Source organism: Novilysobacter viscosus (assembly GCF_046600715.1).
GTDB lineage: Bacteria > Pseudomonadota > Gammaproteobacteria > Xanthomonadales > Xanthomonadaceae > Lysobacter_C > Lysobacter_C viscosus.
Map to the genome: position 1 here is coordinate 733961 of NZ_JBJMAV010000001.1, position 14679 is coordinate 748639.

10 protein-coding genes, 1 tRNA gene and 1 pseudogene are annotated in these 14679 nt (G+C 69.2%); 7 read left to right on the forward strand and 5 right to left on the reverse strand.

Features of this window, described 5'->3' with window-relative positions:
• Nucleotides 1-3 precede the first annotated feature (3 nt).
• On the reverse strand, nt 4-327 hold the full coding sequence (locus ACJQWL_RS03390) for a YerC/YecD family TrpR-related protein (protein ID WP_330969077.1): 324 nt from the start codon (nt 325-327) through the stop codon (nt 4-6).
• Nucleotides 328-512: 185 nt separating this feature from the next.
• Between ACJQWL_RS03390 and ACJQWL_RS03395 the strand changes: the two are divergent.
• Together ACJQWL_RS03395 and ACJQWL_RS03400 are read left to right on the forward strand one after the other, a co-directional pair.
• Nucleotides 513-1618 (forward strand): annotated as a pseudogene (locus ACJQWL_RS03395) (7TMR-DISM family protein); the annotation flags it as partial.
• A gap of 129 nt (nt 1619-1747) precedes the next feature.
• Nucleotides 1748-2329 carry a GGDEF domain-containing protein gene (locus ACJQWL_RS03400; protein WP_330969075.1) on the forward strand — a complete coding sequence of 194 codons (582 nt, stop codon included), beginning with the start codon at nt 1748-1750 and terminating at the stop codon, nt 2327-2329.
• 139 nt (nt 2330-2468) lie between these two features.
• Here the strand turns inward: ACJQWL_RS03400 and ACJQWL_RS03405 are convergent, their stop codons facing one another.
• Nucleotides 2469-4364: an HAL/PAL/TAL family ammonia-lyase gene (locus ACJQWL_RS03405; protein ID WP_330969074.1), complete on the reverse strand. Its 1896-nt coding sequence runs from the start codon at nt 4362-4364 to the stop codon at nt 2469-2471.
• Entirely contained in the window at nt 4361-5755 is a 1395-nt protein-coding gene (hisS, locus tag ACJQWL_RS03410; protein WP_330969073.1) for a histidine--tRNA ligase, read from the reverse strand. The genes ACJQWL_RS03405 and hisS overlap by 4 nt, the downstream gene beginning before the upstream one ends.
• Nucleotides 5756-5912: 157 nt before the next feature.
• Here hisS and ACJQWL_RS03415 point away from each other — a divergent pair.
• Nucleotides 5913-5989: transfer RNA gene (locus ACJQWL_RS03415), tRNA-Pro, on the forward strand.
• Nucleotides 5990-6059: 70 nt separating this feature from the next.
• On the opposite strand, the gene ACJQWL_RS03420 is transcribed toward ACJQWL_RS03415, so the two are convergent.
• A complete protein-coding gene (locus tag ACJQWL_RS03420) occupies nt 6060-7358 on the reverse strand; it encodes a nucleotide sugar dehydrogenase (protein WP_330969072.1) in 1299 nt (432 codons plus the stop codon).
• A gap of 261 nt (nt 7359-7619) precedes the next feature.
• Between ACJQWL_RS03420 and ACJQWL_RS03425 the strand changes: the two genes are divergently transcribed.
• From ACJQWL_RS03425 to pgaD, 4 genes are read left to right on the forward strand one after another with little or no spacing between them, the layout of a single operon-like run.
• Nucleotides 7620-9695, forward strand: a complete 2076-nt coding sequence (locus ACJQWL_RS03425; protein WP_411300700.1) for a tetratricopeptide repeat protein — start codon at nt 7620-7622, stop codon at nt 9693-9695.
• An 11-nt stretch (nt 9696-9706) separates the two neighbouring features.
• Nucleotides 9707-11590 carry a poly-beta-1,6-N-acetyl-D-glucosamine N-deacetylase PgaB gene (gene pgaB / locus ACJQWL_RS03430; protein ID WP_411300701.1) on the forward strand — a complete coding sequence of 628 codons (1884 nt, stop codon included), beginning with the start codon at nt 9707-9709 and terminating at the stop codon, nt 11588-11590.
• A 12-nt stretch (nt 11591-11602) separates the two neighbouring features.
• Entirely contained in the window at nt 11603-12859 is a 1257-nt protein-coding gene (gene pgaC / locus ACJQWL_RS03435) for a poly-beta-1,6-N-acetyl-D-glucosamine synthase (RefSeq protein WP_330969070.1), read from the forward strand.
• Nucleotides 12856-13335, forward strand: a complete 480-nt coding sequence (gene pgaD, locus ACJQWL_RS03440; protein ID WP_330969069.1) for a poly-beta-1,6-N-acetyl-D-glucosamine biosynthesis protein PgaD — start codon at nt 12856-12858, stop codon at nt 13333-13335. Before pgaC ends, pgaD begins: the two co-directional genes overlap by 4 nt.
• Here the strand turns inward: pgaD and ACJQWL_RS03445 are convergent.
• Entirely contained in the window at nt 13332-14630 is a 1299-nt protein-coding gene (locus tag ACJQWL_RS03445; RefSeq protein WP_411300702.1) for an argininosuccinate lyase, read from the reverse strand. The genes pgaD and ACJQWL_RS03445 overlap by 4 nt on opposite strands.
• Between the last annotated feature and the right edge of the window lie 49 nt (nt 14631-14679).

A 14679-nucleotide genomic window follows, 5' to 3' on the forward strand; every position in this document is an offset into this window, starting at 1 on the left:
ATCTCAACGTGTGCGGGAGGCGCGGCGCTGCAGGGCCGCCGCGTAACCGCCGGCGCCACGGTCGAGCGTGCGCGCGACCCGGCCGATGGTGGTGACGCTGACCGCGGTGCGGTCGTGGATTTCGCGATACGGAACACCCTGCGCGATCAGCGGTACCACCCGCCAGCGATCGGTCATCGCTTCGAGCTCGGCGGGGGTGCACAGGTCCTCCAGGAACGCCCGGACCTGCGCGGGGTTGCGCAGACGCGAGAACGCCGACGCCAGTGCGTCGATCGCATCGCCTTCGGTGTTTTCGCCCGTTTCGGGGTTGAGTGCTCGGCGCTTCATGTTGTTCCAATGTATTAACGCGCTGGCACATTAATGTGATAACCCGTGTCCGTCAACCTTTCCGTCTGCCCGGTGCCGGGGAAGCCGGGTCGCGACCCCTGGGACGAACCCCCGCAGGGGTACACTCCCCGTTGCGGCCCAGCGCCGCACATGCATTGAACGGGGATCACACAAAGGGGAGGCGGATGCCGGGCTGGGGGATACGAGTCGGGCTGTGGGTGTTGCTGCTGGCTTCCGGGGCGGCACAGGCCCGGGACGCGCTGACCCTGGACGCCGCCCGTTCGCAGGTGGCGCTATCGCCCCACGTCGGGTACTTCCACGACCTCGATGGCCAGGCCGACCTTGCCACCGCCCGCCGCTGGCACCAGGAGGGACGATTCCAGCCGCTGCCATCGGCGAATGCCGCGTTCGGCTTCCAGCCCGGTGCGTTCTGGTTCCATGCGCGCCTGGTCAACCTCCACCCGGGAGAGCCGCGCTGGCTGCTGGTGCAGGAGTACGCGCTCAGCGACCGGGTGGACGTGTACCTGCGCCGTCCCGACGGCAGCTTCCAGCACCAGCGCGGTGGCGACCACGCGCCATTCGACTCGCGCAGCATCCGCTACCGCCATCCCAACTTCGCGCTCGACCTGCCCCCGGGTGGCACCGCGGACCTGTACGTCCGCGTCCAGAGCCAGAGTTCGATGCAGGTGCCGCTCACCCTCTACACGCCGACGGCGTTCACCGAGATGTCGCGCGATGCGCAGCTGGCCATCGGCCTGTACTACGGCATCCTGCTGGCGCTGTTCTTCTACAACCTCGTGCTGTGGCTGACCCTGCGCGATCCGAGCTACTTCTGGTACCTGTTCCACATCACCGCGTTCGGGCTGGTGTTGTTCACCCTCAACGGGCTGGGCTTCGAATACCTGTGGCCGTCTTCGGCCTGGCTGGCCGACAAGGCGGTGCCGTTGTCGATCTGCCTGGCACTGATCGGCATGCAGCAGTTCGCGCGTACGTTCCTGGAACTGCCCCAGCGCTGGCCACGGGGCAACTGGGTCAGCCTGGGGCTGATCGCCTTCTTCGCGCTGCTGGGGCTGGCTTCGCTGGAACTGCCCTACCGCGTCTCCACGCCGATCGCCTCGCGGGCGGTGCTGGTGGGCGTGCTCTGGATCGCGGTGGCCAGCATCGTGGTGCTGCGGCGCGGCTATCGCCGGCGCGGCTGTTCCTGCTGGCCTGGGCGATGTTCCTGCTGGGCACGACGCTGTTCACCCTGGTCGCATTCGGCGTGCTGCCCAAGACCTTCTACACCGAGTACGGGGTGCAGATCGGTTCGGCGCTGGAGATGCTGCTGCTGTCGGTGGCGCTGGGCTATCGCTACGCGGCGCTGCGCAACGAGAACGAGCGCATCGTGCGCGAGGCCAAGCTGTACCTGGAGCAGAAGGTCATGCAACGCACCGGCGAGCTGCGCAGCGCCCTGGGCCAGCTGGAGAACGCCCATGCGCGTTTGCGCGAATCAAGCCAGCGCGATGGCCTGACCGGCCTGCACAACCGCTCGCATTTCCGTGAGCGGCTGCTGGAGATCCTGGAACGTGGCGAAGGCCCGGTGTCGTTGCTGATGATCGACCTGGACCATTTCAAGTCGATCAACGACCGCCATGGACACCTGGTGGGCGATGACTGCCTGCGCTGGGCGGCGCGCACCATCGGCCAGGCACTTCGCCCGCACGAGGCGCTGCTTGCCCGCTTCGGCGGCGAGGAGTTCGTCGCCGCGCTGCCGGGCATGGATACCGCCGACGCGGCCGATGTCGCCCAGTCGCTGCGGCGGGCCCTGCATGCGCACCCCTGTGCCAGCGGCCCGCACATCGTGCCGATCTCGGCCAGTATCGGCGTGCATCGGTTGCCGCGCGGAGCCGGCATCGATGGCGACGAGGCGATCGACCATGCGCTGCAGGGGGCGGACCAGGCGCTCTACGCGGCCAAGGCCGGTGGACGCGACTGCGTGCGGGTGGCGGGCGCGCTGGTGTGAACCCGCAGCGCGGGTAGGCGAAGCGAACCGCGCGACGAACGGGGCTGGCCGGGTACCCAGCGCGCCGCAGCGCGTTGCGAAACACGCTTGGGTGGGAACCATCCCGGGTCCGGCCTGCAGCCCTGCCCGAGGCTGCGCCCTACACCGATCGTGCCGCGGCGATGACCTCGCCACCCTTGACCAGCGCCACCGCGGCAGCGACCTCCGCATCCAGTGCGCGGTCCCGTCCGAGGAACGCAATCGACTCGCGGATGCGCGCATGCGCGGCGGCTACGGCCCGGCCGGGCTGGAACTCCGGCGCATGCGCCAGCTCCGTGCGCAGCCCCTCGACCTCGGCAAGGAACGCCTTGCAGCCCTCTGCATCCAGGTCCGGATCAGGTGCGCCGTAAACCTTGCCAGCCAATGCGCCGGCGTCGCTGCGCCGGGACAGGTCGCGGGCGGCATTGATCATGTCCCGGCGCAGGTCCAGGGCCTGTGCCGCGGTGTACAGCTCCAGTGCCAGCACCTTGCCCAGGTCATCGACCATCGACAGCACGTGGCGCGCCTCGTTGGCGCCCATCGAGACATGGTCTTCGGCGTTGGCACTGGTGGGAATGGAATACACCGAGGCCGGCATCGCGCGGCTGGCCAGATCGTTGACGATGGCCGCGGCGGTGTACTGGACGATCATGAAGCCCGACTCGGTGGCGTCCTCGTTGCCGATCAGGAAGCCCGGCAGTCCGTCGTTGGTGGCCGGGTCCAGCAGCTTGTTGAGCCGGCGCTCGGAGATGCTGGCCAGCACCGGGATCGCAGCCTTGACGTAGCTCATCGCCAGCGCGAGCGGCATGCCGTGGAAGTGGCCTGCCGAGATCACCTGCTGCTCGACGTGGTCGGCCCGCGCATCCGGGAACACGATCGGGTTGTCGGTCAGCGAGTTGAGCTCGATCTCCAGCACGCGCGCGGCCTGCGCCGCGGCATCGCGCACCGCGCCGTGCACCTGGGGGATGCAGCGCAGCGAGTAACTGTCCTGCGGCTGGTGCTTCTTGCCGCCACGGAACGGACGGAAACGGGTGTAGAACTTCTCGCGGCCGTGGCGCTGGTCCAACGGCACCCAGTCCCAGCCGATGTCAAAGCGCAGCGCGCGCGAGTCGGGCGTGTCCCAGCTGCGCGGCGCCCATGGCCGGAACCGGGGCACCAGGTGGTAGGGGATATCGGCCAGCGTCGAGCCGTCCAGCAATGACCGAAGGTGCGCGGCGACCTCGACCTGCCCCGGGTGCGGGCGCAGTGCATGGACCTCCGGCGCGAAGGCACCGAGGCGTCCGGCGAAGGCATCGATCGTCATCGCCGCAGCGAGGTCGGCGGTGTCGAGCAGCTCCTCGAGCGCATGCAGGGCCAGCACGCCACAGGCGAGCATCTGCGCGGTGCCGTTGTTGAGTGCCAGGCCTTCCTTGTACGACAGCGTCACCGGCGACAGCCCGGCCCTCGACAGTGCTTCGGCGCCCGGCATGCGCTCGCCGTGGTAGAACGCCTCGCCCCCGCCCAACAGCACGATGGCCAGGTGCGACAGCGGCGCAAGGTCGCCCGACGCACCCACCGAGCCCAGCTGCGGGACCACCGGTACGATGCCCGCGTTGAGCATCGCCGCCAGCGCCTGCAGGGTCTCGACACGGATACCCGAGTGCCCGCGCATCAACGTGTTGATGCGGATGCACAGCATCGCCCGGACCACGTCGGCGGCGAACGGCTCGCCCACGCACACCGCATGCGTCTCGATCAGGTTGCGCTGGAGTTCCGCGTGCAGGGTTTCCCCGCGGTGGGCATCGCCGGGCTCGGCATCGCGCTGGCGGCGCGCCCCCAGCAGGCGGTCGGCATTGCTGCCGAAACCGGTGGACACGCCGTAGATCGGCTCCTCGCGGCGCACCTGCTCGGCCAGGAAGTCCGCCGCGCGCGCCACCGCCGGCAGCCTGGCCGGGTCCAGCTCGACCGGCGCGCCGCGCGCGACCGCCACCAGCCCTGCCCGCGTCAGCGAACAGCCGTCCAGCCGCACCGGGGTCATGCCCGCGCCTCGGCTTCCGCCTGCGCCAGCTCCACCCGCAATGTCCTGGCCAGTTCGGCGCGCGCGACCGTGAACTGGTCTTCGCGCCGGAGGTCCTTGACGGTCACCGTCCCCTGCGCGATCTCGTCCTCGCCCAGCACCGCCACGAAGCGGATGCCGGCGCGGTCCGCGTACTTGAACTGCTTGCCCAGCTTGGACGCCTCCATCACCGCTTCGGTGTTCAGGCCGCCCTGGCGCAGCTCCGCCGCCAGCGCCAGGCACTGCGGCAGGTGGGCCGCGTCCATCTGGGTGACCAGCACCTGCACCGAACTGGCAGCGGTGTCGACCAGGCCCGCATCGCGCAACTGCCAGAACAGGCGGGTCAGGCCGATGGAGATGCCCACGCCCGGCAGTTTCGACTTCGTGTAGTGGCTGGCGAGGTCGTCGTAGCGGCCGCCCGAACACACCGAGCCGATCTGCGGGTACTCGTCCAGGGTGGTCTCGTAGACGGTACCGGTGTAGTAGTCCAGCCCGCGCGCGATGGAGAAGTTGAGCGCGTAGTGCGTCTCGGGAACCCCCAGCGCACGCACCAGCTCCAGCACCTCGCGCAGCTCCTGGACACCCGCGCGGACCGCGTCATTGGGGGTGCCCAGCGCGTCCAGCCGTGCGATGGCGTCGGCGTGGGAGGTCGAGCGCACTTCGACGAACGACAGGATCCGGTCCACGGCATCGGCGGCCAGCCCGAATTCCGCACCCGTCAGCGTCTCGCGCACGTAGTCCGCGCCGCGCTTGTCGATCTTGTCGACTTCGCGCAACACCCGGGCCTGCAGCTCGGCATCGGCCACGCCCTGGGCTTCGAAGAACCCGCGCATCAGCTTGCGGTTGTTGAGCTGGATGGTGAACTTGCCGATGTCCAGTTCGGAGAACACGGCAAAGATCACCGCCGGGAACTCGGCGTCGTGGCGGACGCTCAGGCTGTCCTTGCCGACCACGTCGATATCGCACTGGTAGAACTCGCGGAATCGGCCCCGCTGCGCGCGCTCGCCCCGATATACCCGCTGCATCTGGTAGCGGCGGAACGGGAACGCGAGGTCGTGCTCGTGCTCGGCCACGTAACGGGCCAGCGGCACCGTCAGGTCGAAACGCAGCGCCAGCTCGGGCAGGCCGCCCTCGCCCTCCTCGGCCCCGGCCTTGGCCAGCGCCCCGGTGGACTGCACGAAGTACACCTGGCGCTCGGTCTCGCCGCCGGACTTGGTCAGCAGCACGTCCGACAGCTCCATGACCGGCGTCTCCACCGGAAGGAAGCCGAACCGCTCGAAGTGGCGCCGGATGGTGTCGAGCATGCGCTGGAAGGCGATCTGGTCACGGGGCAGCAGCTCCATGACTCCGGGCGGGGTACGCGGCTTGATCAAGCGGGGGCTCCAGGCGGTGCGGGCCCGCGGCAGCACTCGCGCGGGCGTGGTTCTACGGGCCGCACAGTTTACCGGCAGCCGGCCGCAATGCCTGCCATGGCCGGCGCGGCTATTGCGCCGCACCCGGCCCACTGGCTAGAATTCGCGGCTCTGCCGTCGGGGTGTAGCTCAGCCTGGTAGAGCGCTACGTTCGGGACGTAGAAGTCGCAGGTTCAAATCCTGTCTCCCCGACCAATCAACCGGCAGTACGGAAAAAACCGGCCCAAGGCCGGTTTTTTCGTGCCCGTCGACGGCCCGGGACGCGCTAGAGGCGGCCGTCGACCTCGACGCCTTCCAGCGCCGACTTGGTGTCGTAGACGACCGAGTGGGGTTTGGCCCAGCGACGCAGGTCCGCGCGCCCGGCTTCGGACACGAATGCGGCGTGGGGCACGGCCAACACCACCGCGTCGTAGGCTGCCACCTCGGGCGCGGCCACCAGGGAGACCCCCAACTCGCGCCTGGCGAGCGCCGGATCGGCCAGCGGGTCGTGCACGTCGACCCCCGCGTGTGCCTCGCGCAGCTCGTTCACGATGTCCATGACCCGGGTGTTGCGCAGGTCGGGACAGTTTTCCTTGAAGGTCACCCCCAGCACCAGCACGCGCGCATCGACCACGTTGATGCGCTTGCGCGCCATCAGCCGCAGCACCTGGTGGGCCACGAAGATCCCCATGCGGTTGTTGATCCGGCGTGCGGCCAGGATCAGTTCCGGGTGGTAGCCCAGTACGGTGGCCTTGTGGGTCAGGTAGTAGGGATCCACGCCGATGCAGTGCCCCCCCACCAGTCCCGGCGTGAAGGGCAGGAAGTTCCACTTGGTGGCCGCCGCGGCCAGGACGTCCCGGCTGTCCAGGCCCATCTTGTTGAAGATCATCGCCAGCTCGTTGACCAGGGCGATGTTGACGTCGCGCTGGGTGTTCTCGATGACCTTGGCGGCCTCGGCCACGCGCATGCTCGGTGCCAGGTGGGTACCGGCGGTGATGATCCGGCGATAGAGGGCGTCCACGAACGCACCCGCCTGAGCGGTGGAACCCGAGGTGACCTTGACGATGTCGGCCAGCCGCCGGGTCCGGTCGCCGGGATTGATCCGCTCGGGGCTGTAGCCACAGGTGAAGTCGCGGTTGAAGGCCAGGCCCGAGGCGGCCTCCAGCTCAGGGACGCACACCTCTTCGGTGGTGCCCGGGTACACCGTGGATTCGTAGACCACCAGGTCGCCGGGCTTGAGCAGGGCGCCGACGGCGCGGCTGGCCTGGCGAAGCGGCGAGAGGTCGGGGCGGTTGGCTTCGTCCACGGGCGTGGGGACGGTAATGATGTAGACGGTGCAGTCGGCCAGCCCGGCGATATCGTCGACCAGCACCGGCAGGCGCTGGCCGTCGACGGGGGCCTCGCTCTCGCCGGTGGCATCCTCGCCACGCCGCAGCGCCTCGACGCGACCGACGTCGATATCGAAGCCGCGGGTCGGGAACTGGGCCGCAAATGCCAGCGCCAACGGCCAACCGACGTAGCCCAGCCCCACCACACCGATCCGCGTGGTGCCGTCGACGGACTGCTGGAGAGGAGAACTGGGCATGGGTGGAGGCACCGGCCGCAAGCGGGGGCCGCAAGTCTAGCCGCCTGAACATCACGCATGGGCGACCGCCGCCGTGTCCCCCCTTTCACGCACTCAACGTTACTTATGGACGTGAAAGTGTGATCCACTTCACATTCGTACGCGTCTCATGGGCAGTCTGGCCCAGGCCATGCATGTCTGCATGACGCGGAGACCGCAATTGTTGTCTGACAGGGGGCATACGTGGGCAGTACCGCAATGCGCTTATGCGCAGGCTTGGCTTTGGCCCACGCCTGTGCCGCCGGTCTGGCCCGTGCGGATGCACCCGCCACGCCCGCCGAGCACGACACCCCACGCCTGACTGCCGCCGCCGTTGCCGCCATGCCGCGGGGCGAGGCCATGGTCGAGGCCTGGCGGCTGCGCGACGAAGGCCGCTGGATTGAAACGCTTGCGATCAGCGAAGCATTGCTCGCGCGCGACCCCGGCGACGGCGACGCCTACCGCCTCAGGACACTGGCACTGTCCGACCTGGGCGCGTCGCACCGCGCATGGGAGCTCTACCTGGCACGCCCGCAGCTGTTCGAGCCCGGCATTGCCCGCCGCCTGGAAGCCGACCGCGTGGCCCGGATGATCGTCTGGGGCGGCCTGCATCCTGAGTCGCCGGCCACCCGGCTGGACGAGATGAAGGCCGCGCACGCTGCGCTGACGGCGCTCAACGCCCGACTCGCCCCGACCGATGAAACCGCTACGACGCGGGAGCGACTCGCCAACGACGAGCTCATCGCCCTGAACACGCTGGGGCGGCACGAAGCCGTCAGTGCGCGCTACCGCCGGGTGACGGCCGAGGGCGGCACCCTACCCGCGTATGTCGGAGGCGCGGTGGGCGACTCGCTGCTGTCGGCCCGCAACCCCGAGCTGGCTGTAAATGCACTGGAGGCCACCCTGGCAGCCGACCCCGACGCCCACCAGGCACGCGTCCTGCTGGTCTACGCCTACGTCGAGAGCGAACGCTTCGACGACGCCTACGCGCTGCTCGATTCTATGCAGGCCAGCCAATCTCCATGGCTGAGCCGTGCCGGCGCCCGGCAGGAATACGCCAACTGGCGCCGCTACGACGCGGACGTGACGCGCGTGCTGGTCGATTCGTTTGCCCACGCGCTGGCTGACGCGCAACGACAGGCGGAAGCGCTGGTGGGCGTGGGCGCGATGAACGCCAACCTGCAGCAGACCCTGGGCTCGGTGTACCTGCAGCGCGGCTGGGGCGAGCGCGGCCAGGAGCGCCATCGAGTCGCACGCACCCTGGACCCGGAGGCCGCCGCCCCACGCGTCGGCGAAGTGCAGGCGCTGCTGGACCTTGACCGCACCGCCCAGGCCCGGCCGCTGCTGCACGAACTGATGGCGCTGCACCCCGACAACCTGCATGCACGGCGCGCACACGATCGATGGGAGCGCCGGCAAGGCTGGCAGGTCACCTACGACGGCGCCTGGGGCCGCAACACCAACGAGGATGCGACGGCAGCCGGCGGGGCTTCGCCGTTGGGCACGCGCGATGCGCGCCACGTGTTGCGCCTCGCGTCGCCGCTCATGCACGACCGCTGGCGACTGACGGCGCATGCCAGCCAGGCCAGCGCTGACTTCCTTGGAGAGCGCGTACGGCACCGGCTGCTCGGCGCCGGCGTGACCTACGTCAACGACCGCCTGCAGTGGGGGCTGGAAGCCGCCACCCCGGGCGACGACTACGACGACGGCACCACCGTGGGCACGTGGGGCCGGTGGCGCTTCAGCGATGTACTGGCCGGCGGCGCCTCCTTCTATCGCAACGACCCCTATGCATCGCTGCAGGCGCGCCGTGCAGGCATTACCGGGGATGCGGCACGCATCCGGGTGGACTACACGCCCAACGAATCCACCTCGCTCCAGGCCGGCCTGGAGCAGATCCGCTACGAGGACGGCAATCGACGCGAGGCGGTTTCGGCCAGCTTCGACCAGCGACTGCTAAGCCGGCCGCACGTCCTGCTCAACACATTCGGCGGGCTCCACGCCGGGCGTGGTTCGCGCGATGACGCGCCCTACTTCAACCCCTCCCGCGACACGTCGCTGGAGTTGGGCCTGCGCGCCGACCAGATCGTCTGGCGCCGCTACGAACGCCACTTCCGCCACCGGCTCGCGGTATCGGCGGTGAACTATCGCCAGGAAGGTTTCGGCGCCGCCTGGTACCCGCAGGTGCGCTACGAACACGAGTGGCAGTGGGCCGCGGGCCGGCAACTGGGCTACGGCATCAGCTATTCGCGCCCGGTGTACGACGGCGTGCGCGAGGACCGGGTCGGCTTCGACCTGCGCGTGGCATGGGGGGAATGAGGATGGTCCGGATGACGAAACCCCGCCACCGTCGCGCCGTAGCAGGGGCGCTGCTGGCCATGTTGCTGTGCCTCCCGGCCTGGGTGGTCGCCGCGCCGCCGGCGGACCTGCTGGTGATCAGCTACCACGACATCCGCGACGACGTGGATGCCAGCGGCGACCCGGACGGGTACGCCACCAGCACCCACAACTTCGCCGCGCACCTGGACTGGCTGTCCGCCCAGGGCTATGTGCCGGTGGACCTGGACCGGATCATCGCCGCGCAGCGCGGGGGGCCGCCGCTGCCACCCAAGGCGGTGCTGCTGACATTCGATGACGGGCTGCGAAGCCACTACACGCATGTGTTCCCGCTGCTGCAGGCCTACGGCTACCCCGCGCTCATGGCGCTGGTCACCGATTGGGTCGGGATGGCGCCGGGGCGGTCGGTGGACTACGGTCCGCGCACGTTCGACGGAAATGATTTCCTGACCTGGGCGCAGGTGCGCGAAATGCAGGCGTCGGGGCTGGTGGAAGTGGCCTCGCACAGCCATGCGCTGCACCTGGGCGTGCTGGCCAACCCGCAGGGCAACATGACGCCCGCGGCCATCACCCGCATCTTCGATCCGTCCACCGCACGCTACGAATCGGAAGCGGCCTACCGCGAGCGACTGCGCGCGGACCTGGCGCGCAGCGTCGAAGCCATCTCCAGCAACACCCCCGCGCGCCCGCGTGCGATCGTCTGGCCCTACGCGGCATACAGCGACGAGGCCAACAAGGTCGCCGACGGCCTTGGGCTGGAGGTGTCGTTCGACCTGGAGGGCCGCCAGCGTCCGCTGGCCGACCTGCACGGGCTGGCCCGCCTGCTGCTGACCGACAACCCCGACCTGCCCGAGTTCGCCACCGAGTTGCGTCGCGAGGAGGAGCGCTCCGCGATGCGCGCCGTCCAGGTCGACCTGGACTACGTCTATGACCCGGACCCGGCGCAACTGGAACGCAACCTTGATGCGCTGATCGAGCGCATCCGCGGACTGGGGCCCAGCCACGTGTTCCTGCAGGCCTTCGCCGACCCGGACGGCAACGGCTCTGCCGACGCGCTCTATTTCCCCAATCGCCACCTGCCGATGCGGGCGGACCTGTACAACCGCGTCGCCTGGCAACTGCGCACGCGCGCCGGCGTCGGGGTGATCGCCTGGCTGCCCGTGCTGGGCTTCGAACCCACCGACGCGGCCTTCGCCGGCCAGGCATTGCTCCCGGGCGAGCCCGGTTCGACCGGCGAGGTCATCCGGCTGGATCCGTCGGACCCACGCGTGCTCGCCTACGTCGGCGACATCTACGAAGACCTCGCCATCGCGAGCTACCTGGAGGGGTTGCTGTTCCACGACGACGCCTACCTGCGTGACGGCGACCTGGGTGCGGACGGGCCCGAGCAGCCCGCGGCGCGCACCCGCCTTCTGATCGACTTCAGCCTGGCACTGGCCGAACGCGCCGAGCGCTGGCGGCCCAAGCTGGTGACCGTGCGCAACCTCTATGCGCGGCCCGTGCTCCAGCCCGGGAGCGAGGCGTGGTTCGGCCAGCGGCTGGATGCGTTCCTGCACGCCTATGACTACACCGCCCTGATGGCGATGCCATGGATGGAAGGGGCGGCCGACCCGGACGCCTGGCTGCAGCGGCTGGTTGCCACCGTCGCCCGCCACCCCGATGGCCTTGACCGCACCGTGTTCGAACTGCAGACGGTGGACTGGCGGACCCGCACCCCGATCCCCGGCGAGCGGATCCAGGCCCAGATGCGGGCGATGCAGGCGGCGGGCGTTCGCCACCTGGGCTACTACCCCGACGACTTCCTGCGTGACCTGCCCGCGTTCGTGCCCACCCGCGCGGCCATCAGTGCCCGCAGTTTTCCGTACCCACCGCGTTGAGAGGCCGCTGACATGACTGCGCCCGTGCAACTGTTGGATGTCCTCTTCCAGTTCGCCTTCTACTACCCCATCACCATGTCGTTCCTGTGGATGATCGGTGGCCTGTACTACTTCTTCCGCCGCGAGCGCGGGACGCCACTGCGCGATGAACCGCCAGCGATGAAGTCCTACCCGATGGCCAGCCTGCTGGTGCCCTGCCACAACGAGGAGGACAACGTCGCCGAGACCATCGAGGCGCTGGACTCGCAGGCATATCCGGACTTCGAGATCATCGCCATCAACGATGGCAGTTCCGATGGGACCGGCGCCGCGCTCGACGCCCTTGCCCGCCGCTACCCGCGCCTGCGGGTGCTGCACCTGGAGAGCAACCAGGGCAAGGCCAATGCGTTGCGCATGGGCACCCTGGCGGCGCGCAGCGAGTACCTGGTGTGCGTCGATGGGGACGCGTTGCTGGACGAGTACGCCACCCACTGGATGGTGTGGCACCTGACCAGCGGTCCGCGGGTGGGCGCGGTGACCGGAAACCCGCGCGTACGCAACCGCTCCACCCTGCTGGGACGCCTGCAGGTGGGCGAGTTCAGCTCGATCATCGGCATGATCAAGCGCGCCCAGCGCGTCTATGGCCGCCTGTTCACCGTATCCGGCGTGATCTGCGCGTTCCGGCGGACCGCACTGCACAGCGTGGGCTACTGGTCCGACGACATGGTCACCGAGGACATCGACATCAGCTGGCGGCTGCAGATCGCGCACTGGGACATCCGCTACGAACCCAACGCGAGGTGCTTCATCCTGATGCCCGAGACCCTGCGCGGCCTGTGGAACCAGCGCCTGCGCTGGGCGAAGGGCGGCGTGGAGGTCGCACGGCGGCACGGCGCGGAACTGTTCAACTGGCGCCGCCGCCGCATGTGGGGCGTGCTGGCCGAGTACAGCCTGAGCGTGGCGTGGGCGTACGTGATGTTCCTGATCATCGTGCTGTGGCTGCTGGGCAAGTTCCTTGACCTGCCGGGAGCCCTGGCGGTGGATACGCTGCTTCCGCGCTGGCACGGCATGGTTTTGGGCGTGGTGTGCCTGCTGCAGTTCGCCATCAGCCTCCTGATCGATCGCCGCTACGAGCCGCGCATCGGTCGCAACTACTACTGGATGGTGTGGTACCCCGCGGCCTACTGGATGCTGGCCCTCTTCACCACCGTGGTGGCGCTGCCGACGACCCTGCTTGGGCGTCGCAACAAGCGCGCCCTCTGGACCAGCCCCGACCGAGGCCTGCGATGAACACCCAAGTCCTGATCCATTCCCCGCACCGCCAATCCACCGTGCAGCGCAGCCTGTACGGGACCATCACCCTGCTGGCGTGGGCGGTGTACGTCTACCTGGTCCTGCCACTGATCACCCTGCTGCTGTGGTGGCTCGGGCTGCGCGGAAGCTACGTGCAACTCTGGCTTCCCGAGGCCGGTTTCGACCGCACCCTGGCCCTGACCCTGCCGATCCTTGCAGTGGTATGCGCACTGGTGCTGATCGGCTGGGCCGAGTTCAACCGGGCGCGGTTCCAGAACCGCGAACGCCGCCTGCAGAACGACGATGCCACCCCGATCGAGATCGCCGACGCGATGGGGGCGCCCCATGCCCTCGCCGAACGCCTGCGGGGGGCTCGGGTTGCCACCCTGCGACTGGACCAACAGGCGCTGGTCACCGACATCGCCGTTACCCAGCCGCTCGCCACCCCGGCAACGACTCCCGGCTGGGGCTAGGCGCGCTTGCCGAGCGTCGACAGACGTTCGCGCAGGTTTTCGAGCCTGGGATCACCCGCCGCACCCGGCGAGGTGCGCGCCGCCAGGCTCGCGGCCGGGTCGCCCTGCTCCCAACGCGCGGGATCGGCGGCCTGCACGTAGGCGTCGCGGAATGGCACCCCGCCACGCGCCAGGTCGACCGCCAGGTCGGTGGCATACATCGATGCGTCCAGCGCCGCGCGCATCGCCTCGGGCTTCCACTGCAGGTTGCGCAACAGCTCGGGCAACAGCTCCAGGGCGCCCAGCCCCCGCCCGAACGCATGGATGATCGCGCCCTTGGAAAACTGCAGGTCGCGGTGGTAGCCCGAGGGCAACGACAGCAGCTGCTCGATTTCGGTGCGCGCTGCGGCCACCGCCGGGTAGCTGGCACGCATCAGCTCGATGACGTCGGGGTTGCGCTTGTTGGGCATGATCGAACTGCCGGTGGTGTACTGAGCAGGCAATGCGACGAAGTCGAATTCCGCACTGGTGAACAGGCTCAGGTCCCACGCCAGTCGACGCAGGTCAAGCACGGCCGAGCCCAGAGATTCGATCGCCGCCAGTTCGAACTTCCCCCGTGACAGCTGGGCATAGGTAGCGGCAACCTGCAGTCGCCCGAACCCCAGCGCCTTGGTCGCATGGTCCCGGTCCAACGGCAGGTTGACGCCGTAGCCGGCTGCGCTGCCCATGGGGTTGGCGTCGACCCACGCCAGCGTGTCGCCGGCGCGCACGGCATTGTCGATGAACGCCTCGGCCCACCCCGCCCACCACATGCCGCACGAGGAGACGACGGCGCGCTGCAGGTGGGTGTAGCCGGGCAACGGCAGCATCGCTTCGGCGTGCGCCCGGTCCAACGAAACCGCGGCAACCTCAAGGCACAGCGCGTGCACGCGTGCAAGGCGGGCCTTCAGCCACAACCGGGTCGCCACCAGCACCTGGTCATTGCGGCTGCGCCCGGTGTGGATGCGGCGGCCGGCATCGCCCAGCCGCTCAACCAGCCTGGCCTCGATGGCCGAATGGCCGTCTTCGAATCGCGCGTCCAGGATGAACCGGCCGGCATGGAAATCGGCGGCCAACGCGTCGAGCTCACGCTCGATGCCTGCCAGCTCCTCGCCCGAGAGGATGCCGATGCGCTGCAAACCCTGCGCATGCGCCCGGCTGGCCTGGATATCGAAGGCGAAGAACTCGCGATCAAGCACCACGTCATCGCCGGCGCAGAACTGCTGGATGCGTTCGTCGATGCGGACGCCGGGCTTCTGCCAGAGGAGGTCGGTCATGGGTACGCCTTCTTGACTTCGTAGGAGCGGATCATCGGAATCCGGAGGA

Excerpts from the sequence above, each read along its gene's own strand:
- pgaB (WP_411300701.1), top strand. The coding sequence starts at position 9,707 with ATGACGAAACCCCGCCACCGTCGCGCCGTAGCAGGGGCGCTGCTGGCC.
- ACJQWL_RS03390 (WP_330969077.1), bottom strand. The coding sequence starts at position 327 with ATGAAGCGCCGAGCACTCAACCCCGAAACGGGCGAAAACACCGAAGGC.
- pgaC (WP_330969070.1), top strand. The coding sequence starts at position 11,603 with ATGACTGCGCCCGTGCAACTGTTGGATGTCCTCTTCCAGTTCGCCTTC.
- pgaD (WP_330969069.1), top strand. The coding sequence starts at position 12,856 with ATGAACACCCAAGTCCTGATCCATTCCCCGCACCGCCAATCCACCGTG.
- ACJQWL_RS03400 (WP_330969075.1), top strand. The coding sequence starts at position 1,748 with ATGCAACGCACCGGCGAGCTGCGCAGCGCCCTGGGCCAGCTGGAGAAC.
- ACJQWL_RS03405 (WP_330969074.1), bottom strand. The coding sequence starts at position 4,364 with ATGACCCCGGTGCGGCTGGACGGCTGTTCGCTGACGCGGGCAGGGCTG.
- ACJQWL_RS03445 (WP_411300702.1), bottom strand. The coding sequence starts at position 14,630 with ATGACCGACCTCCTCTGGCAGAAGCCCGGCGTCCGCATCGACGAACGC.
- ACJQWL_RS03420 (WP_330969072.1), bottom strand. The coding sequence starts at position 7,358 with ATGCCCAGTTCTCCTCTCCAGCAGTCCGTCGACGGCACCACGCGGATC.